Genomic DNA, 19,638 nt, shown 5'->3' on the forward strand with positions numbered 1-19,638 from the left:
GCGCGTGCATCGCACCCGGGCCGTCGGGACGCGCGGCACCCTGCCCACGCGGCGCCTACGGTCCGTACGCGCGTGGGTACGGCCTTCAGTGCTCGCGGGGCGCGGGCACGACGTGATCCACGGGCGCACCGGGAACCTGCCCGGAGCTGTCGCCGTGCGCGGCGAGCAGCTGGCGCATGGCACCCTCGGCCGCCGTGGCGTCCCCACTGCCGATCGCGTCGACGATCCGCATGTGCTGCCCCACGGACGTCTCCACTGGCCGCTCGCAGCCGCCCGACGGACCACCGGAGACGTGCAGGGCGGCGGAGACGATGCCCGAGAGGTGCTCGAGCATCCGGTTGCCGGCGAGCTGCAGCAGCAGGCCGTGAAACTCGGAGTCGGCTCGGGCGAAGGTCATGGTGTCGCCCTGGGCTGCGGAGTGGCCCATGATCTCGACCATGTCGGTGAGCCGCTGCTGGATGTCCTCGCGGCCGTGCCCTGCGGCGAGGCGGGCGGCGAGCGGTTCGATCGTCCAGCGCAGCTCGCAGAGCTCGCGCCGCTGGTCGTCGCGCTGCGGACCGTAGGCCCGCCATTCGATGATGTCGGGGTCGAGGAGATTCCAGTCGCTGACCGGGCGCACTCGGGTGCCCACGTTCGGGCGGGCGCTGACGAGGCCCTTGGCCTCGAGGACGCGCAGCGATTCACGGACGACGGTGCGGGAGACCTCGAAACGCTGGCCGATCTCCTCGGGGACGAGTGGACGGTCGGCACCGAGATCGCCGGAGACGATCATCTGACCGAGCTGCTGGACGAGTTGGCCGTGCAGGCCGCGGCCACGGCTGCCCGCCGCGCGGCGGCCTGCACGGGCCATGTCTGCTTCGGCGCCGTCCCATACCGGCGCGACGCGCTCGGCGCGGTCCGCGCCGGCGTTGGCGGCGCCATAGGGGTAGCGGTCAAGCTCGCCCGGGCCTGCGTGGCCGTTGTCGGCGGGGCGAGCCGCGGTCATCATGGTGTGCGCAAGGGTACTCACGCATCCTTTGTCGGCGGCGGCCCCAACACCCTTGAGGTCTTTGGTGAAAAGCACACGAAAGGGTGATCGCCCGTCACCTCATAATTGACGCTTTATCGGAAAGAAACGCGCTTTCTACGGCGAGTTGTGGACAGTCCACACAAGAAGTGGACCGCGATTCGACCGTGCGCGGTGGTCAGTGAGCCCGATGACGAAGCACGGTGAGCACGTAGGCGCAGACCAGGGCCGCGAGCGACAACGTCAGCGCACCGCCTACGGGTTGAGTGGCCAGGCGCAGCACTACGGACACACCTTGGTCAATTCCGGAAGGCCACTGGATCAGAGCCGACGACCGCAGGCGCCCGGGCAGACCGGACAGGGAACGGGCAGCCGGCTCGGCCAACACCTGCTGCACCAGGGGCATGACGACCACCGGAACGGCGAGGACGGCAGCCAACCCCATTGCCGTGGAACGGAATACACCGGCGGCCAGCACTCCCGCCCAGGCACACCCCACCAACAATCCCGCCCAACCGAGGCTGAACACAGGCCAGTCGGAGAGAGCGTTGGCCGCGTCCGGACCGAAGAGCAGGCGCGAGGACGCCTCATCCGCGGCGAGCACGGCGGCGCCGAGCGCCAACGCGGCGACCGCGCTGACGATGAGTTTGGCGACGAGCAGCCCAAGACGCCGTGGCACGGCACCGCGTTCGTGCGCCAGTGCCGGATAGCGGAACTCCTGGCCGAAGGCGAGCGAACCGAGAAGCCCCGCTCCGAGCGCCGCCGGGGGGAAGGGGAGTTGACGCGGCCAGCCGGTCACCACCCGGGACGTGGGGGCGGCCCCGTGGCGCGCCAGCAGTAGCGCCAGCACCAGCGACACAAGCAGGGTGACGACGGCGACGAGCAGTCCGGTGCCGTCGCTCAGGGCGCGGCGCAGTTCGTAGCGCAGCGGCCATGCCGGCCCCGGCGCCGGCAGCCGTGGAATCACGAGTCGCTCGGCGAGCGGCGAGCGGACGGGCAGAGCTTGGTGTGGCACCGATGTCGACATCTCGATCACCGGGAGAGTGAGGGTGTCGGACAGTGCGTCACGGTCACTGACTGCGGCAGTGCCGCCGGGAGTGCGCGACGTACTGTGCGAGGCGATGTCACTGATGGTCGATGTCGTCATATCGATATGTGCGTCGACGTGCGTGACAGTCTCCTCTGAGGAGGTGACTACGACCGCCTCGGGTGCTGCGGCCACTGCGCTTGCGGGGCGACCGTCGGCCCGGTGGAGAGGCGCGGCGGAAGCGGTGTCGCCTACCTCGTCCGTCAGTTGGTGCACGAGGATGTGATGCCGGAACGCCGCTTCGCCGACGGCGGCGCAGCTGCTGCCATAGACGGCGATGCGACTGCCGCTTTCGCGGACGACTTCGATGGCACGGCCGATGGCGGGGTCGGAGGCGTGGTGTGCTCGTTGCGACTCGTCGATCAGCAGGGCCGCGAGGCGGTCGGCGTGCGGAGAGCAGACCGCGACGCGGGGGCGCATGCGGGTGCGGGCGAAGTCGGCGACCTCCTGGTCGGCGGTGAGCCTGCCGTCGTGGAGTGTGACCACGTGGTCGGCGATGCGGGTGACTTCCCTGGAGTTGCGGGAAGTGATGAGTACGGCGCCGCCTTGCGCGGCGTAGCCGCGTAGCAGGCCGTGCAGCCATGCGGCTTCCCGGGGCGCGAGTCCTTCGGTGGGCTCGTCGAGGACAAGGGTGTGCGGATCGCCGAGGAGGGCGGCGGCCATGCCGAGTCGTCGGTCCATGCCGCGGGAGAGGTCACCGATCTGTTTGTCGGCGAGACCGCTGAGGCCGACAAGGTCGAGTACGTCGTCGGCGCGGTCGGCGGGGACGCCGGCCGCTGCGCTGAGCATGCGCAGGTGTCCGCGCGCGGTGCGGGAGGGGTGCCCGGGGACGTCACCTAGGAGCACGCCGATTTCGCGGGCGGGGTTCGGGACGCGGTGCAGCGGGCGCCCGCGGAAGAGGGCGACGCCTCGGCCCGTTTCGAGCTGAAGCATCAGCCGCAGTGCGGTGGTCTTGCCTGCTGCGGCGGGGCCGTGCAGGACGGTAACGTTGCCCGGTCGTGCCTCGAAGGTGAGGTCGTCGACGGCGGGCGGCAGGTCGCCGCGGGGCGCGCTGGTCAGTCCGATGGCCTGGATCATCGCGTCCCTCGCGGGGCGTGAGACCGGTCGGAGGCAGCGGGGGGTACGAGAGGACTCACCCCGTCAAGATAGACCTACATGTCTTATTTACCCGTAATTGCCGGGTCGTGGCATGGTGTCGTGTCCGGCGTCATCGCGTCGCCCCGGGCCGTGCGGTCACGCCTCCGGGCGCAGCATCGGGGGGTTGAGCAAGGTGGCTCCGCCTGCCCTGAACAGCTGGGCGGGGCGTCCTCCCTGACGGGTCGTCGTGCCGCCGGTGGGCACCAGGAAGCCGGGAGTTCCGGTCACCTTGCGATGGAAGTTGCGGGGGTCCAGGGCGACGCCCCATACGGCTTCGTAGACCCTGCGCAGTTCTCCGACGGTGAATTCCTGCGTGCAGAACGCCGTGGCGAGCGAGGAGTACTCGATCTTCGAGCGGGCGCGCTCCACGCCGTCTTCGAGAATCTGCGCGTGATCGAAGGCGAGCGGAGTGGGCAGGTCGCCGTCGCGGCCGGGGTCGGGTGTCTGTCCCAGGAGGCTGTCGACCGGTGCCCAGCGTGCGCTGTGGGCGTCGCCGCCGGCTCGCGGTGCGGGCAGGTCAGGGGCGAGGACCAGATGGGCGACGCTGACGACCCGCATCCTCGGGTCGCGCTGCGGGGCACCGTACGTGGCGAGCTGTTCGAGGTGTGCGCCGTACGCGGTCGGCCCCGCAGGGGCGTGGGCGTGCAGGCCGGTTTCCTCTGCGAGTTCCCTGGCGGCTGCGCCTTCGAGGTCTTCGTCGCTGCGGACGAACCCGCCGGGTAGCGCCCACCGGCCCTGGAACGGCGGCTCACCGCGGCGTACGGCCAGTGCGCACAGGGCGTGCCGGCGCACGGTGAGCACGACCAGGTCGACGGTGACGGCGAAGGGCGGGAAAGCCGACGGGTCGTAGGGAGGCATGGCGTGATCATAGTCGTCCGCCTGACGATAAACAGGCCCCGTGGCATCTCAGGACCCCAGCTGCAAGCCATCGGCCGCCTCCTCCACCATGGCCATGCCGAGGCGGCTGATCCGCACGGCGAACGGCTGCTCGGCGACGCTCAGGCCGGTGAACTGGAGCGCGCCCAGCGGAGCGCAGCTCACCGGCCGCACCGCGACCGTCCCGCCGGGGACGTCGGGGCGCAGACCGGCCAGCGCGACCAGGAGGTGTACGGCGCCGGCTGCCGCCACCGAGGCGGGGCGGCAGGCCGCCGGGTGGGGTACGGGAACGCTGCCCACGATGCGCTGCTCCCCCGCGTACATCTCGGGGAGACGGTGGCCGAAGGTTTCCGCTGCGTCGAGTACGCCCTTGACCAGCGCAGATGCGGCTTTCTCGTGACCGGCGGCGGCGAGTCCGGCGACGGCTACGGCGGTTTCATGGATCCGGACCGCGCCGCTCCGGTGTCCGAACGGGTTGTAGCCGCTCTCCTTGGCGCTCAGGCTGCGCAGCCCCCAGCCGGAGTCCAGGGCCGGGCTGCCGAGCAGGGCGGCGAGTTGCGCCGTGCGGGTCGAGTCGAGGAGTCCCGGCGCGTGGGTGCCGTCCCCGAGGAGGCCGGTGTCGAGGAGATGGGCGGCTGCGGAGCCGAGGTGCGGCAGGGGGCGGCCGTCCGCGGTGCGCAGGGCTGCGGGGCGGCCACCGGACCGGTCGTCCAGCCAGAAGTCGTTGCGGAACCGGGTGCGGAGCTGGGCGGCCCAGTCCCGCAAGGCTGCCGCGTCGGGGTATCCGTAGGCGTCGAGGAGGTCGGCGCCCAGGAGGGCCGCACGGTGGGCGTGCGCCTGGGTCTCGCAGCGGTGCGGACCGTCCGGTGCCGGGTCGGGGACGTAGCTCACGCGGTGCGCGGTGTCGGCGGACGTGCCGGTGCTGCGCAGCCATCGCAGGCAGCGTTCCGCCGCGGGCAGCAGGCGTTCGGTTTCGTGGTCGGGCAGGCCCCAGCGCCTGGCTTCGGCCAGGAGGACGGGGAAGAGCAGGGTGGCCTCGACGCCGGTGCAGCTCGGTGGGGTGTGCGGGCCCGCGTCACGCAGCGGGCCGGGAATTCGGCCGAAATCCGCTCCTGGAGCGGCCAGTTGTGTACGGGCGAGGGCGCGCAGGGTGCCTGCAGCGAGCCGGGTGCCGAGGGGCAGCAGCATGCGGGCCGACCACAGGGCGTCGGCCGGGGCGAGGCCGGGTCGCCAGGGGATTCCACCGGCGACGTACAGGTCCATGGGGGTTGCGGGATCACGTGTCAGGAGGCCGTTGAGATCGCCGAGAGCCGCCGCCAGGAGGGCGTCCGCGCGTGCGTCGTCGCATTCCAGCCGCGCGGGTGTCCACGGGCGGGGCGGGCGGGCCGCCCGGGGACGCGGGGCGAGGGAGCCGGACGAGCCTGGCCGACCGGTGTCGTCCAGCCCGGAAGGGGCGCCTCCGGTGGGCCGGTCCTGCGCTGTGCGGTGGCCTCCCCCGTGGCCGGGGGCAGGGAGTTCGAGGGAGATGCGGAGGTCGATGGTGCGGTGACCGGCGGCCGGCAGGTCCAGTTCCCAGCGCAGCAGCCCCGCGGAGGCCAGCGCGTCATCAGGGGCCGGGGTCGCGGCCACCACGGCATGGGCGCCGGGCCCGGACCAGCGCAGGCCCGAGCCGTGCACGGCGGCGCGCAGTTCGGGGCCCGGGAGTCCGATGGCGACGGCGCCCAGCTCGGTGAGGTCGGCGCCCAGCCGGATTTCTACGGGGAGCCGGAGGGCGCGCGCTGCGCTGCTGCGGAAGGTGAGCCGTTCGGTGCCGTCGGCTCGGCGCAGGCGTTCCATGTGGATCTCGGGGTCCGGGCCGCGCTCCCCCGCCCTGCGCACCGTCCCGACGAAGCGGGCGCGGTCCGCGGCCGTCAACCTGCCCTGCACGATGAGGGGTTCGGCTCCGGCCACCCGCACTTCACAGCGGGAGAGGATGCGGCGGCCCTCCCGGTAGTAGCCGTTCAGGCCCTCGCCCCTCAGCTGTCCGTCGGCGGGTGAGATCGCGAGGGCGGGCAGGGCCAGGCAGATCAGCGAGGAGTGCACGGGTTGGGGCTGCGGGGTGCGGAGCGGCGCGGCGCGCTGTGCCCCTGACGGCCGGGGGGCGGGCGGGGTGGGAACTATGCCTGGCACGTGCGGGGCTCCTTTGTGGGTCCGTGGCTCCTTGCGGCTCACGCCACCCACCTGAACGGCGCGGCCGGCGCACAGGTCACGCCGGCCGCGCAGTGCGGGAACGGTCACCTTCGGCTCCGGTCACCGTTCCGCCCGGTGCGTCCCTTGGCCCGTGTGCCTGCCGGGCGGCCGGCGGGCCGGGTCGTGCCGCGCGGCCCCGAAGGCCGGTCGGCTGCCGTCGGACGGCCCTGCAGTGGGCGTTCGCCGTCCGGTGTCGTACCGGGGTCGGGCCTCTCGGCAGCGGCGCGTTCGGCGCGTTCCCCCCGCAGACAGCTGCGCAGCGGCTCCGGGTCGAGGCCGTCGTTGATGCCTTCGTGCAAGAGCCGGGCGAAGACGTAGTCGGGGTCGAGGCTCAGGGCGCGGCTGAGGGCCACCCGGGCGGAGGGTTCGTCCTCGGTGGCCCAGGCGACCCATCCGGCGAGGGTGAGCGGTGCCACGGAGTGCTCGATGTAGCCGCCGGCGCAGCGGCGGGCGAGGGCGCGCCACAGCCGGAGGGCGGGTGCGGCGGAGGGGCCGTCCATCCATTCCGCGGCTCGGTCGCGGGCGACGCGGTCCTGAAGTCCGAGGATCAGTTGGGCGGCCTCGGCGTCGGTGATCAGCGCGTCATCGCAGGCGTCGCGCGCCTTGTTGCTGCCCGCGGGCGTGTCCTTGCGGAAGCGGTGGATCATCGCGGCGGCGCGGTCGATGGTGTCCCGCCGGACGACGGCCGATCCGTCCTCCTGGAGCATGCGTGGCAGGAGGGCGGCGGCTGCCGCGTCCAGCGCCTTGACCTGGTCGGCGGCCCGTGGCCCCGTGCGTGGGGTCAGCCTCGCTTCCATGTCCTTGAGCGAGCCGCGCACCTGCATCCCTGCGTAGGCGGCAGCCGCCGCCATCACGGACGTACCGGGCATGACCATGGGTGTCCCTTCGGCGGGGCAGCAGCGGAAGTCCGGGCAGCAGTAGGACCAGTAGCGGCCGTTGGAGAGGCACAGCGCCTCCAGGACCGGTACGTCCAAGGCGCCGCAGGCCGTGCGGAGCCGCTGGGCGAGGGGCCGGAGGCGCTGCTTCACGTCCTGGCCGCTCTCGCCCTGCTCTGGTTCCTGGCAGACGAAGACGAGCATCCCGGCGGGCCGCTCGCCGCGCTGTTCGGCCGCCGAGACGAGGCACTCGGCGAGTTGGTCGGCGATGTAGGGCCACTGGGTCGTGTCCTTCGGGATGCCGAGCCTGACCCTGCCGCCGAAGCGGCCTCGTTCGCCGTGCAGGGCCACGAGGACGATGCTGTCGTCGGGGTAGAAGCCCATGAGGTAGGGCAGCGCGTCGGCGAGTTCGGCCGGGCCGCGCAGCGTGACCTGGGGAACGTCGCCGGCGCTGTGGTGGGTGTCGTCCGGGTCGGCGGGGGTGTGTTCGGCGGGCGGGGATGCGGGACGGCCGGCACGGATGGTCGGGGTGGCGAGGCTCGGTGGGATGAAGGACGTCGGGGAGAAGGTGGGGTCGGCGGGGCGGCGAGGGCGGTTTCCCTGAGCCTGGTCGGCTTCGTCCGTGCCGCGGGATGCCGGGCTGTCCGGAGCGTCTGTCTGCTGTGGCTCGTCGGTGCGGGAGCGGCGGGAAGCGGGGGTGCTGGGCGGGTTCGCCGACTGTGCTCGGCTTGTGGGCCGCTTCTGCCGCGTGGGGTTCGTCGGGTTCGTGGGCTTCGTCGGCCCCTTGCGGTCTGCGGGGTTCGGGCGGTCGGACGGTTCGCTGTGCTGATTCATGGCTCGAAGATCCCGCGCTCGGCGCTCCGCCGCGACCCCTGTGGATAACTCACGGGTGACGTGGTTATCCACAGGTTCGGGCCGGGGTTCGCGCGTTGTCAGTGGCATCGGGTTGCATGGGGGCATGAGCAACGAAGATCTGCGTGCGTCGGCCGATGCCGTTCTGACCCGCCTCGTCGGTGACCCCAGCGGCGCGGCACGGCTGCGTGAGGATCAGTGGCGGGCGATCGAGGCGCTGGTGGCCGACCATCGCCGTGCTTTGGTCGTGCAGCGCACGGGATGGGGGAAGTCCGCGGTCTATTTCGTCGCGACGGCGCTGCTGCGCGAGCGCGGCGCAGGGCCGACGGTGATCGTCTCCCCCTTGCTCGCGCTGATGCGCAACCAGGTCGAGGCAGCCGCGCGGGCCGGTATCCGGGCGCGCACGATCAACTCCTCCAACACCGAGGAGTGGGACACCGTCCAGGCGGAGGTCGCCGCGGGTGAGGTGGATGTCCTGCTGGTGAGCCCCGAGCGGCTCAACAATCCCGATTTCCGGGATCAGGTGCTGCCCAAGCTGGCGGCGGCCACCGGGCTCCTGGTGGTCGACGAGGCGCACTGCATCTCCGACTGGGGCCATGACTTCCGGCCGGACTACCGCAGGCTGCGGACGATGCTCGCCGATCTGCCGCCGGGGGTACCGGTGCTCGCGACGACGGCGACGGCCAACGCCCGGGTGACGGCCGATGTCGCCGAGCAGTTGGGGACGGGTGAGGGCGCGGCGCAGGCTCTGGTGCTGCGTGGGCCGCTGGACCGGGAGAGTCTGAGTCTGGGTGTGCTGACGCTGCCGGACGCCGCGCACCGGCTCGCGTGGCTGGCGGACCATCTGCACGAGCTGCCGGGTTCCGGGATCATCTACACCTTGACGGTGGCCGCGGCCGAGGAGGTCACGGCGTTCCTGCGGCACCGCGGCCACACCGTGTCCTCGTACACAGGTAAGACGGAGAACGCCGACCGGCAGCAGGCGGAGGACGATCTGCTCGCCAATCGTGTGAAGGCGCTGGTGGCGACGTCCGCGCTCGGTATGGGTTTCGACAAGCCCGACCTGGGTTTCGTGGTGCACCTGGGTTCGCCGTCCTCGCCGATCGCCTATTACCAGCAGGTGGGGCGCGCCGGGCGTGGTGTGGAGCACGCCGAGGTGCTGCTGCTGCCGGGCCGGGAGGACGAAGCGATCTGGAGGTACTTCGCGTCGTTGGCGTTCCCGCCGGAGGAGCAGGTGCGCAGGACGCTGGACGTCCTGGCGGCGGCCGGCCGGCCGGTGTCGCTGCCGGCTCTGGAGCCGCAGGTGGAGCTGCGTCGTTCGCGGTTGGAGACGATGCTCAAGGTGCTCGATGTGGACGGCGCGGTGCACCGTGTGAAGGGGGGCTGGACGGCCACCGGGCGCCCGTGGTCGTACGACGCCGAGCGGTACGCCTGGGTGGCGCGGCAGCGTGAGACCGAGCAGCAGGCGATGCGGGACTACGCGGTCACGACGGGCTGCCGGATGGAGTTCCTGCGGCGGCAGCTGGACGACGAGGCGGCGGTGGCGTGCGGGCGGTGCGACAGCTGTGCCGGGTCGCGGTTCACCACGGAGGTGTCCGCGGCCTCGCTCGACGCGGCGCGCGGTGAGCTGGGGCGGCCCGGTGTGGAGGTGGAGCCGCGGCGTATGTGGCCGACGGGGCTGCCTGCCATCGGCGTCGATCTCAAGGGGCGGATCCCCGCAGGTGAGTTGGCCGCGACCGGCCGTGCCCTGGGCCGGCTCTCGGACATCGGCTGGGGCAATCGTCTGCGGCCGATGCTGGCCCCGCAGGCGGCGGACGGCCCGGTGCCCGATGATGTGGCGTCCGCGGTGGTCACCGTCCTCGCCGACTGGGCGAAGGGCCCGGGTGGCTGGGCCTCGGGCGGGGCGGATGCGCCGGCCCGCCCGGTGGGGGTGGTCGCTCTCGGGTCGCACTCCAGGCCGGAGTTGATCCAGTCGCTCGCCGGGCGGATCTCTGCCGTCGGCAGGATGCCGTTCCTGGGGACGGTGATCTCGGCGGACGACGGGACGGACGGCCGGATCCCGCGGAGCAACAGCGCCCAGCGGCTGCGGGCCCTGCACGGATCGCTGACCGTGCCGCCGGAGTTGGCCGGGGCGCTGGAGTCGGCAGGGGGCCCGGTGCTGCTGGTGGACGACTACGCCGATACCGGCTGGACGCTGGCGGTGGCCGCCCGGTTGCTGCGCAAGGCCGGCGCGGACGGAGTGTTTCCGCTGGTCCTCGCTGTCCAGGGATAGTCCGGGGGCCGTGCGCCGAGCCAAGGTGAGGGGGTGGAACCGGCATCAGGAGACGTCGCGGCGGGCAGGATAAGGGCAGCGCACGGGGCGATTCGGGGGTCGGCGGACGGCGCGAGAGCGTTGCCGCACGCGCGTGCGATCGGGAGAATGGGGGCTGCTCCCCGTACCGTTCCGGCCGCAGGGTCCGGCTCCGCCGTGTCGTGCCTTGTCGTGTCCGGCTGCCGCCCGTTGTGCGGATGTGCAGACGAAGGGAGGACCGTGGCCTTCGGCTCCGTCCCGCTCATGCCCGCGTCTTCGTCTCCGTCCGCCGCTTCCGCTGCACGACTGGGCCGGATGCTGGAGCCCGCCGAGTGGGCGTCGGCAGGGATTCCGCTGCTGCGCAACCCGCGTGAGGTCGTCTTGAGACTGCACGAACTCCATCGCCCGGTTCCTTCGACGGCCGTCGTCGCGGTGCTGGATCCGCAGCAGCGGGTGACCGCGAGCGCTTCCTTCAGCGAGCCCGTCAAGGAGGCGGACGGCTGGCAGCTGCGCAACGTCCTGCTGCTCCACCTCCGGCAGGTCGTCCCGCACGACCTGCGGCTGCGGGTTCCGGTCCGTACGGCGGTGCTGCTGTACTGCCGGGAAGGCGAGCCGCGCTGGACGGAGACGGACGGGGCCTGGATGTGGGGACTGCGTGACGCGTGCACGCTGCACGGGCTGCGGTGCGGGGCGTACATCACGCTGACCCGTGGCCGCTGGCAGGTCCTGGGCGAGGAGCGGGGCGGGCGTCGGCCCCGGGGGCGGCGCGAACTGCCCGATCCGCGCGGCCCGTTGGCCGGTTCTCCGGCGGACGGGCGCGGGTCGCGGGCGACGTCACGGGCCGTGCCGCAGGGCCCCGGTGACGGGCGTCCCGTCGTCCCGGAGCAGTTCGGGGCTGCGGGACTCCGCCGTCCACCGGAGGCATCGCGTCCGGCGGCACGTGCGCAGGTGGCAGAACGGTCACGACGCGGGAGCGGCGCGGCCCCGCGGGCCGGTGGCGGCGCCGCGCAGACCGAGCGGCACACGGCGGCCTGTTGACGGAAGCCGGTGTCCCGGGCTCCGGAAGCGGAGGGCGGCGACCGGCGCACGCAGAGGTCCGGACGGCGGGCGCACCGGGTGGCCGCCGCGGTGTGTCCGGGCGCACGAGCGAGCCCGACCGGCCAAGGGCCGGCGGGCTGCTCCGGGCAGGGGTCCGTCAGGCGTGCGCGCCGAGCACGGTGTTGATCTGCTGCGGGTCTCCGCAGACGATCAGCAGTGCCCCGGCACGGGCCAGCGCGGCGGGCAGGGCCCGTGCGGTGGCCTCGTCGGTGCCGCCGTTCACCGCGACGACCACGACGGGCCGTCCGGTGGGACGCTCGGCAGCGGCGTCCGCGTAGAACACATCGTCCCCGGCGTCGTGTTGCGCCCAGTAGGACGCTTCGCCGAAGGACAGTTCGTGCGCGGCCCACGGGTGGGGGTCGCCGGTGGTGAGCACCAGGATGTCGCCCGGCGCCCGCCCGGAGTCCAGCAGGAGATCGACGGCTTCGTCGGCGGCGTCGACGGCGCCGTCGGCCGGGGCCGGGATCAGCTGAAGCTGCGCCCCGGTTGCCGTACCGGCATCGGTGGCAGCGGGCGTCGGGGGGCCGGTGCGCTGCGCCGGCGGGGCGGCGGGCCCACGCGGCGGGGCAGACGGTCCGGGCTTGCCCGGACGGACGCCGGCCGCGGGAGCGCCACGCGGAGGTGCGGGGCGGGGGCCGGGGCCGGGAACAGGGCGGGGGGTCGACGCGGTGCGGCCGGCGGCCGGAGTTGCGCGGGGACCCGGGACACTCTCGTGAATCTGAGGCTCCTCGGGGATGAGAGGCATAAAGGGATGTCTATCAAACGTGCGTGCGGGACATGTCAGCGGGTACCGCGTTGATGCCCGCACCGCTCAGAAGTCGAAGCCGAGTTGGCCACCGGCCTCCAGAGCGGCTGCTTCGGGGGTGACGCGCACCTTCTTCAGATGCCGCCACCGGGGCAGCGCATCCATGTAGGACCACGACACCCGGTGGTGCGGCGTAGGACCGTGCTCCTCCAGGGCGATGCGATGGGTCGGAGAGGGATAGCCGGCGTTGGCCGCGAAGTCGAACTCCACGTGCTCGGCGCCCAGTTCGGCCATCATCGCGTCGCGACGCACCTTGGCGATCACGGATGCGGCGGAGACCGCGATGCAGGACTGATCGCCCTTGATGACCGTGCGGACCTGCCATGGCTCGCCCAGGTAGTTGTGCTTGCCGTCGAGGATGATCGCGTCCGGGCGGACCGGCAGCGCTTCCAGGGCGCGGATGGCCGCGAGCCGGAGCGCCGCGGTCATGCCCAGGGAGTCGATCTCCTCGGGTGAGGAGTGCCCCAGTGCGTATGCCGTGACCCAGGTGCCGAGAAGGTCGGCGAGTTCGGTCCGGCGCTTGGGGGTCAGCAGCTTGGAATCGGTGAGTCCGGCGGGCGGACGACGCAGGCCCGTGACGGCCGCGCAGACGCTCACCGGGCCGGCCCAGGCTCCTCGCCCGACCTCGTCGACACCAGCGATGATCTTGGCGCCCGTCGTGGCGCGCAGTGATCGCTCGACGGTATGGGTGGGAGGCTCGTACGGCATGGCGCCAGCCAGCGTACGCCTATTCGGGTCGGGCGTCCGCATCGGATACGGAACAACTGCGGATCGGCCGGAATGCGAGCTCGGCGGAGGGCGGTCCGGTGGCGCGGCAGGAGGGCCGCCAAGGCGCCGGGGCGGCCCGTGTGCGGGGGCTCGCGGCCGGTGTGCGGTGCCGGAACAGCGGTTCTCGGCCGGTGCGGCTCCGGAGCAGCGTGAGGCGTGAAGTCGACGGCCGGCGGCGCCAGTTGGCCGCGGCGCGCCGGGAGGCGGGCGGTGTCCGGTGTCGGGTCGCGGGGCGGCCGGTGTGGCGTTCCGGGGGACGTACTGCGGCGGGGGCGCCGCGGAGGGTCATCCCGCCGGGACGGGCATCCAGGAAGGGAGGGGTTCCGTGCCGTCGAGCCATTCCTGGGGCGGGTGGCCGCCGCGGCCGGACGCGATGATGCCGCCGACGATGGCGCAGGTGGTGTCCACGTCGCCGCCGGCCTCGGCGGTGGTCCAGAACGCCTGCTCGTAGTTGCCGAGGTGGCGGGCCGCCGCCCACAGGGCGAAGGGGACGGTGTCGTGGGCGGTGGTGCGCCGTCCGCAGCCGAGGACGGCGGCGACGGTGCCCGAGTTCGCGTAGTCGAGCATGTCCCGGGCGCGGCGCAGGCCGGCCTGGACGGCGCTGCGCGGGATGAGCGCCATCACGTCGTCGATCAGCTGCTCGGGGCCGGGGGCGCCGGCCGGGTTCGCCACCAGGGCGGCGGCTGCGGCGACGGCCATCGCGCCGACCACGGCCTCGCGGTGCTGGTGGGTGGTGTAGGCGGAGATCTCCGCCTGGTGGGTGGCCTGCTCGGGGTCGTCGGCGTACCAGGCTCCCACGGGGGCGATGCGCATGGCGGCGCCGTTGCCCCAGGAGCCCTGGCCGTTGAAGAGGCCGGAGGCCAGTTCACGCCAGTCGCCGCCCTCCCGGATGAGGTCGAGCATGCGGTTCACGGCCGGTCCGTAGCCGCGGTCGGCGTCGTGGTGGTCGGCGAACGACCCGGCCAGCGCGTCCTGGTCGATGCGGCCGTGGGTGGTGAGGACGGCCAGCACGGAGCAGGTCATCTCGGTGTCGTCGGTCCACCGCCAGGGGGCGGGCGGCAGCGTGCGGCGCTTGAGGGCGGGGTAATGGGCGGGGACGAAGAACTGGGATCCGAGGGCGTCGCCCACGGTCAGTCCGCGCAGGCTGGCCAGGGCCCGCTCGAAGCGGTCTGCGTCACGGTGGTCGGCGGTCATCGGTGGCACTCTAACCGCTGAGGCCGTAAGGCTCCGGTTCACACCAGCGCTCGAACGGCCGGTCCAGGTCGTAGCGCCCGTCGGGCCGCAGGAGCAGGGTGCGCCGTTCGGCGTTGCCCGGGTTGGCGAGCGACTCGAAGTCGGCCACCGTCCAGTGGAACCAGCGCATACAGAACAGCCGCATGGTGAGGCCGTGGGTGACGATCAGGACGTTCGGCGGGTGGTCCGGGTCTTCGAAGCTTCGCCACAGGCTCTCCAGGAACGCCCCGACGCGGTCGTACACGTCGGCACCGGACTCGCCCTGGGCGAACCGGTAGAAGAAGTGTCCGTACGCGTCCCGGTACGCCTTCTGCAGCCGTACGTCCTCCCGGTCCTGCCAGTTGCCCCAGTCCTGCTCGCGCAGCCGCGGCTCCTCGCGTACCCGGACCTTGCCGGGGTCCAGGCCGAGGGACTGGAACGTCTGGTGGGTGCGGCGGTAGGGCGAGACGTATGCGGAGATCCGTTCCCCGCCGAAGAGTTCGCGCAGCGGGCCGCCGGCTTCGCGGGCCTGGCGCAGTCCGTTGTCCGTCAGGCTCAGCGCGTGGTCGGGTTCCCGCTCGTAGACGGTGTCGTCGACGTTCCCCACCGACTCTCCGTGGCGGATGAGGACGATGCGTCGGGGCCGTGCCATGACGCCACCCTAGAACGCCTGCCGTGAGCGTGCCGCAGCCGCCCTCGGTACCGGCGGGGCCGGGCCCGGTGGGGCCGCGGCGCCCGCATGTGAGCCGCTTGCGCTCCGTCTCTCAGCCGTGGGTGCGGACCGGGCGGCCGTCGCGTATCTCGTAGTGGATGCCGCCGAAGCGGCGGCTCAGCAGGCGATCGTGGGAGACCACCACGAGCGCGCCGGGCCAGGCGCCCAGGGCCGCCTCCAGCTCCTCCACCAGGCCGAGGGCGAGGTGGTTGGTGGGCTCGTCGAGCAGGAGCAGGTCGGCGGGGCGTGCCAGGAGGCGGGCGAGGGCGAGGCGGCGGCGCTGGCCCGCCGAGAGGGTGCCCACGGGTACCCGCAGGTCGGCCTCCCGGAAGAGGCCGAAGGACAGCAGCAGGGCGGCCAGTTCTTCGGCCTCGCCCGGAAGTCCCCGGCTAAAGGCGGTCCGCAGGGTCTCCGTGGGGCGGGTGGCCGCGATTTCCTGGGCGAGGAAGCCGATTCCGCCGCGGCGTGCGACGGTGCCGCGGTCCGGCTCGGTGAGGCCGGCCATGACGCGGAGCAGGGTGGTCTTGCCCGCGCCGTTGGCGCCGTGGATGAGCAGGCGTTCGCCCGCGGCGACGGAGAGCGCGTCCACCGCGAGGCGGTTCCCGACGCGTACGCCGTCCAGGGTGACGAGGGCGCCCGATGTGTCGCCGAGGTCCGGTGCCGCCCGGAAGCGGAGCGGGTCGGGCGGTCGGGGTACGGCCTCCTCGTGCAGTCTGCGCAGCCGTTCCTGGGCGTTGCGCACCCGGCTGGACACGGATGCCTGGACGCGCCCCCCGGCGCGGTCGTAGGCCATTTTGTTGCCGTCCTTGATGGCCCGGCCCTGGGCGACGTGGTGGGCGGTGCCGCGGGAGAACTCGGTGAGCTGTGCGATCTGGTCGCACCACTGCGCGTACTCCTGCTCCCAGCGCTGCCGGGCCGCCGCCTTCGTGGCGATGAACGTGCCGTAGCCCTCGCCGTAGCGCACGATCCGGTGGCGCTCGGCGTCGACCTCGATGATCGCGGTGGCGGTCCGCTGGAGGAAGAGCCGGTCGTGGGAGACGGTGAGGACGGTGCCGCGGTGGGCGAGCAGTGCCTCTTCCAGCCAGTCGAGGGCGCTCGCGTCGAGGTGGTTGGTCGGCTCGTCGAGCAGCAGGACCTCGGGGGCCGCTGCGATCACGCAGGCCAGTCCGAGCCGGGCCTGCTCACCACCGGAGAGGCTGCCGAGCGGCCGGTCGTGGGCCACCTGGTCCAGGCCGAGCCCGAAGAGTGCCTTGTCGACGCGGGCGTCGGCCTCGTAGCCGCCGCGCAGTTCGAAGAGGGTGAGCAGGTCGCCGTATGCCGCGAGTTCCTCCGCCGAGGCGCCGCCCAGCTGTTCTTCCATGGAACGCAGCCGGTGCTCCATGGCTCTGAGGTCGGCGAGCGCGGTGTCGATCGCGTCCTGGACGGTGTGGTCGGCGGGGAGGTCGGGGGTCTGGCTCAGGTAACCCACGCCGCCGTCGGCGCGGAGCACCACGTGGCCTTCATCGGGCTGTTCGGCGCCCGCGATGATGCGCAGCAGCGTGGACTTGCCCGCGCCGTTCTCCCCGACGATGCCGAGGGTTTCGCCGGGGCGTACCGACAGGGAGACGCCGTCGAGGAGCGGCCGGTCGGCGTAGGACTTGGTGACGTCGTGCAGCGAGATCTGGGTGGGCAATCAGTGCTCCGTTCCGGTTGATCGCGGGATCGCCGGCCCTGGGCCGCGTGGCGGCAGGGCGGCACATCCGCACCATCAAATACAACTTCAGTTGCGTTACGCTGATGATGACACGAACCCCCGAACTAACACAACAGGAGTTGCAATTGAATGAGGAGGCCACGCCCGGCACCCGGCGCCCCGGCGGACGTACCGCACGCACCCGCGCCGCCGTCCGGGACGCCGTCCTGACCGGCCTTTCCGAGCACGGCTATCCCGGCCTGACCGTCGAGTACGTCGCCGAGCGCTCCGGCGTCCACAAGACGACGCTCTACCGGCGCTGGGGCGGCATCGAGGGCATGGTGGCCGACGCCCTGGACCTCGCGGGCGACGACAGCTGGCTGCCGCCCGACACGGGGACGCTGGAGGGCGACCTGCGCGCGCTCGCCCAGGAGGTGGTGCGCTCCTTCGCGGACCGCGAGGTGGGCGCGCCCGGTTCCGCGATCATCGCGGCGGCGTTCCACTCGGGGCGTGCCGCCGACGCCCTGCGCGCCTACTACGCCGAGCGGTTCGCCCGCTGCGAGGCCATCGTGGAACGCGCCGTGGAACGCGGCGAACTGCCCGCAGCCGTCGACGCGGGCGCGCTGGTACGGGCGGCATCGGCGCCGGTCTTCTTCCGGCTCTTCATCACCCGCGAGCCGGTGGACGCCGGCCTGGCGGCGCAGTCCGCGGCGGCTGCGGTGGCGGCGGCCCGCGCCGGGGCCTTCACGGCCGACGAGCGGGAATCGCCGGCTCCGTAGGCGCGGACCGCGGCAACTCCCGCCCGCCCCACACCTCTTCAGCCGCGGGCAACGGCGCGGCTCAGACCGTCCAGGAGGGTTCGAGCTGTACGACGTCCCCGGCCAGGGCCTGCACGTCGGCCGCTATCTGGGCCCGCAGGGCGAGCCGCTCCACCCGTTCGGGGCGGTACTTTCCTCGTTCGGCGGCCGACTGCCACATCGACAACACCAAGAACTCCTCCCCCGGAGCCCGCCCCAGCATCCCGCGCACCATTCCCGGCGACCCGGCCATCGCCGGATTCCAGACCTTTTCCTGCATCAGCGTGAAGTGCTCCACACGGTCCTCGCGCACCTGGGAGTGCGCGAGACGCAGCACGTCCACGTCGCCGAAGAGCGGCTCGAAGCCCACCTTCACGTCGAATTCGTGCTCGAAGAGGCGGACTTGGCTGTCCTTGAAGGTGCCCACCTGCGCCGCGGCCAGCCGGTCGTGGGAGCGCGCCATGAACGAGTCGTAGAACGCCCGGCTCTCCCAGAAGGCGACCAGGTGCGCGACGCCCGGCCGGCCGCGGCTCCACCCCCCGCCCTGCCCTCGAAACCCGGGCTCACCCAGCAGCCCCGCCCATTTCCGCTGCCCCCGCTCGAACCCTCGACGGTCCACAACGGTGAGGCGAATCCACTTGACCAGCACCGCGCCATCGTACGGCCCCGGGGTGGCCGGAATCACTGCCTGCCTTGCCGGGTGCGCCCTGAACTTCCTTACGAGTGCGGGTCGATGGGGGTGAGAACACCCAGTCGTCGCTCCACCTCCTGGGCGGCGTCCAGACACAGGTCCTCCCGGTAGGCCCGCCCGATGAGCTGCACACCGTAGGGGAGCCCGCCCGTCACTCCGGTGGGCACGGCCACCGCGGGGACGCCGACGAAGCTCGTCGCCGTACACAGGCGCATCGCGCGCTGCACCCGCAACGAGCTTTCCGCGTCCCGCATTTCGTCCCCCGGCACGAACGGCGGGTCGGTGAACACCGGCCCCAGGACCAGCGGAAAGGCGTCCAGGAAGGCCGCCCAGTCCCGCCGGATGCCCAGCCGCACCCCCGTCAGCCGCAGGTACTCGGCCAGCTCCACCGGGCCCGACCGCGCCATCCCCTGCTCGATGTAGCGCTGCCCGCCCTCCCCCAGCAGCGGCTTGACCACCGGCCAGCTGACGGCGAATTCGGTGAGCGTCATCCGGGCGTAGACCTCCAGGGCATCATCCAGACGCGGCACGTCCGGCACCTCGCACACCTCGTACCCGGCGTCCCGCAATGCGTCGGCGGCGTCCTCCACGGCCCCGCGCACCGCCGGGTGCACGCCGTGGCCACCGGGGTCGGCCACCACCGCCACCCGGAGCGGTCCGGGCAACGGCTCCCCGTAGGGGGGCACCGGCACGGCCCTCGGATCGCGCGGATCGGCGCCCGCCAGCACCTCGTGGACCAGCCGCAGATCGCCGACGGTACGCGCCAGGGGCCCGTCGACGACCAACTCCTGGGCGGCGAGCGAGGGATCGTCGGGACCGATGCGGTGATCGGCGGCGTACCGCCCGTAGGTCGGCTTCAGTCCCGCGACGCCACAGAAGGACGCCGGGATCCGCACCGATCCCCCGGAGTCGTTGCCCAGGCCGATCGGCGCCATCCCGCTCGCGACCGCCGCGGCGTCGCCGCCACTGGTGCCGCCCGGTGTGACCGCCCCGCTCCAGGGGTTCGCCGTGTCGCCGAACAGCTCACTACGGGTGTGGATACCGGCCAGGATGAGGGTCGGCATGTTGGTGTGCCCGATAGGGATGGCTCCGGCGGCGCGCAGCCTGGCCACCGGGGGCGCATCGGCACGGGCGGTGAAGTCGCGGAAGCGCGCGGCACCGAAGGTCGTCGGCACCCCCTCGATCCCGGTGGTCTCCTTGACCGTGAACGGGACGCCCGCCAGCGGCCCCAGGGTGCCCCCGGCGGCCCGGCGGCGGTCGGTCTCCGCCGCGTCCGCCCGCGCCTGCCCGGCGAGCAGTTGCGTCACGGCGTTGACCGCCGGGTTGACCTCGGCGATCCGCTCCAGGTGACCGTCCACCAGCTCGGCGGCCGTCACCGCGCCGTCCCGTACGGCCGCCGCCTGCTCGTGCGCCGGCAACCGCCACAGCATGTCCCGCATGACTCACCCTCTCCTGGTACCGCCACCCGATGCGCCGGCTTCCCCGCGCTCCGGCATGACGCATTCCCGCCCTCACAAGCCATTCCGATGCA

Annotated in this window: 14 protein-coding genes and 1 pseudogene; 3 read left to right on the forward strand and 12 right to left on the reverse strand. The window is 72.9% G+C overall.

The annotated features are described in order from the left end of the window. Positions 1 to 85: 85 nt before the first annotated feature. The 5 genes from ACGFNI_RS25635 to ACGFNI_RS25655 form a co-directional block, all read right to left on the reverse strand. A complete protein-coding gene (locus ACGFNI_RS25635; protein ID WP_393686987.1) occupies positions 86 to 1,063 on the reverse strand; it encodes a FadR/GntR family transcriptional regulator in 978 nt (325 codons plus the stop codon). Between the two features lie 121 nt (positions 1,064 to 1,184). Further along, on the reverse strand, positions 1,185 to 3,170 hold the full coding sequence (locus tag ACGFNI_RS25640; RefSeq protein ID WP_393686988.1) for an ATP-binding cassette domain-containing protein: 1,986 nt from the start codon (positions 3,168 to 3,170) through the stop codon (positions 1,185 to 1,187). Between the two features lie 156 nt (positions 3,171 to 3,326). Then, positions 3,327 to 4,088: an NUDIX domain-containing protein gene (locus ACGFNI_RS25645; RefSeq protein ID WP_393686989.1), complete on the reverse strand. Its 762-nt coding sequence runs from the start codon at positions 4,086 to 4,088 to the stop codon at positions 3,327 to 3,329. A gap of 48 nt (positions 4,089 to 4,136) precedes the next feature. Then, entirely contained in the window at positions 4,137 to 6,275 is a 2,139-nt protein-coding gene (locus ACGFNI_RS25650; protein WP_393686990.1) for a glycogen debranching N-terminal domain-containing protein, read from the reverse strand. A 104-nt stretch (positions 6,276 to 6,379) separates the two neighbouring features. Continuing rightward, positions 6,380 to 7,636: a DUF4192 domain-containing protein gene (locus ACGFNI_RS25655; protein WP_393687064.1), complete on the reverse strand. Its 1,257-nt coding sequence runs from the start codon at positions 7,634 to 7,636 to the stop codon at positions 6,380 to 6,382. Positions 7,637 to 8,168: 532 nt separating this feature from the next. On the opposite strand from ACGFNI_RS25655, the gene ACGFNI_RS25660 reads away from it, so the two are divergent. Both ACGFNI_RS25660 and ACGFNI_RS25665 read left to right on the forward strand, forming a co-directional pair. Further along, entirely contained in the window at positions 8,169 to 10,334 is a 2,166-nt protein-coding gene (locus tag ACGFNI_RS25660; RefSeq protein WP_393686991.1) for a RecQ family ATP-dependent DNA helicase, read from the forward strand. Positions 10,335 to 10,616: 282 nt separating this feature from the next. After that, positions 10,617 to 11,108 (forward strand): annotated as a pseudogene (locus ACGFNI_RS25665) (hypothetical protein); the annotation flags it as partial. 439 nt (positions 11,109 to 11,547) lie between these two features. On the opposite strand, the gene ACGFNI_RS25670 reads toward ACGFNI_RS25665, so the two are convergent. The 5 genes from ACGFNI_RS25670 to ACGFNI_RS25690 form a co-directional block, all read right to left on the reverse strand. Next, positions 11,548 to 12,195, reverse strand: coding sequence for a hypothetical protein (locus ACGFNI_RS25670; protein WP_393686992.1), 648 nt, complete (start codon positions 12,193 to 12,195; stop codon positions 11,548 to 11,550). Between the two features lie 66 nt (positions 12,196 to 12,261). Beyond that, a complete protein-coding gene (locus ACGFNI_RS25675) occupies positions 12,262 to 12,963 on the reverse strand; it encodes a ribonuclease HII (protein ID WP_393686993.1) in 702 nt (233 codons plus the stop codon). A 345-nt stretch (positions 12,964 to 13,308) separates the two neighbouring features. Then, positions 13,309 to 14,217, reverse strand: coding sequence for an ADP-ribosylglycohydrolase family protein (locus ACGFNI_RS25680; RefSeq protein ID WP_393686994.1), 909 nt, complete (start codon positions 14,215 to 14,217; stop codon positions 13,309 to 13,311). 10 nt (positions 14,218 to 14,227) lie between these two features. Further along, positions 14,228 to 14,887 (reverse strand): histidine phosphatase family protein, encoded by a 660-nt coding sequence (locus ACGFNI_RS25685; RefSeq protein WP_393686995.1) that lies wholly within the window; start codon positions 14,885 to 14,887, stop codon positions 14,228 to 14,230. Between the two features lie 112 nt (positions 14,888 to 14,999). Then, positions 15,000 to 16,619 (reverse strand): ABC-F family ATP-binding cassette domain-containing protein, encoded by a 1,620-nt coding sequence (locus tag ACGFNI_RS25690; protein WP_393686996.1) that lies wholly within the window; start codon positions 16,617 to 16,619, stop codon positions 15,000 to 15,002. A gap of 107 nt (positions 16,620 to 16,726) precedes the next feature. Here ACGFNI_RS25690 and ACGFNI_RS25695 point away from each other — a divergent pair, with 107 nt between their 5' ends. After that, positions 16,727 to 17,398 carry a TetR/AcrR family transcriptional regulator C-terminal ligand-binding domain-containing protein gene (locus ACGFNI_RS25695; protein WP_393687065.1) on the forward strand — a complete coding sequence of 224 codons (672 nt, stop codon included), beginning with the start codon at positions 16,727 to 16,729 and terminating at the stop codon, positions 17,396 to 17,398. A gap of 61 nt (positions 17,399 to 17,459) precedes the next feature. Here the strand turns inward: ACGFNI_RS25695 and ACGFNI_RS25700 are convergent, their stop codons facing one another. Beyond that, complete coding sequence (locus ACGFNI_RS25700; protein WP_393686997.1) at positions 17,460 to 18,065, reverse strand: YdbC family protein; 606 nt, start codon at positions 18,063 to 18,065, stop codon at positions 17,460 to 17,462. 68 nt (positions 18,066 to 18,133) lie between these two features. After that, positions 18,134 to 19,546, reverse strand: a complete 1,413-nt coding sequence (locus tag ACGFNI_RS25705; RefSeq protein WP_393686998.1) for an amidase — start codon at positions 19,544 to 19,546, stop codon at positions 18,134 to 18,136. Between the last annotated feature and the right edge of the window lie 92 nt (positions 19,547 to 19,638).

The sequence above is a fragment of the Streptomyces sp. NPDC048644 genome (genome assembly GCF_043199105.1).
GTDB lineage: Bacteria > Actinomycetota > Actinomycetes > Streptomycetales > Streptomycetaceae > Streptomyces.

Coding starts and splice junctions, on each gene's coding strand:
- ACGFNI_RS25640 (WP_393686988.1), bottom strand. CDS start 3,170: ATGATCCAGGCCATCGGACTGACCAGCGCGCCCCGCGGCGACCTGCCG.
- ACGFNI_RS25645 (WP_393686989.1), bottom strand. CDS start 4,088: ATGCCTCCCTACGACCCGTCGGCTTTCCCGCCCTTCGCCGTCACCGTC.
- ACGFNI_RS25660 (WP_393686991.1), top strand. CDS start 8,169: ATGAGCAACGAAGATCTGCGTGCGTCGGCCGATGCCGTTCTGACCCGC.
- ACGFNI_RS25670 (WP_393686992.1), bottom strand. CDS start 12,195: ATGCCTCTCATCCCCGAGGAGCCTCAGATTCACGAGAGTGTCCCGGGT.
- ACGFNI_RS25675 (WP_393686993.1), bottom strand. CDS start 12,963: ATGCCGTACGAGCCTCCCACCCATACCGTCGAGCGATCACTGCGCGCC.
- ACGFNI_RS25680 (WP_393686994.1), bottom strand. CDS start 14,217: ATGACCGCCGACCACCGTGACGCAGACCGCTTCGAGCGGGCCCTGGCC.
- ACGFNI_RS25685 (WP_393686995.1), bottom strand. CDS start 14,887: ATGGCACGGCCCCGACGCATCGTCCTCATCCGCCACGGAGAGTCGGTG.
- ACGFNI_RS25695 (WP_393687065.1), top strand. CDS start 16,727: ATGACACGAACCCCCGAACTAACACAACAGGAGTTGCAATTGAATGAG.
- ACGFNI_RS25705 (WP_393686998.1), bottom strand. CDS start 19,546: ATGCGGGACATGCTGTGGCGGTTGCCGGCGCACGAGCAGGCGGCGGCC.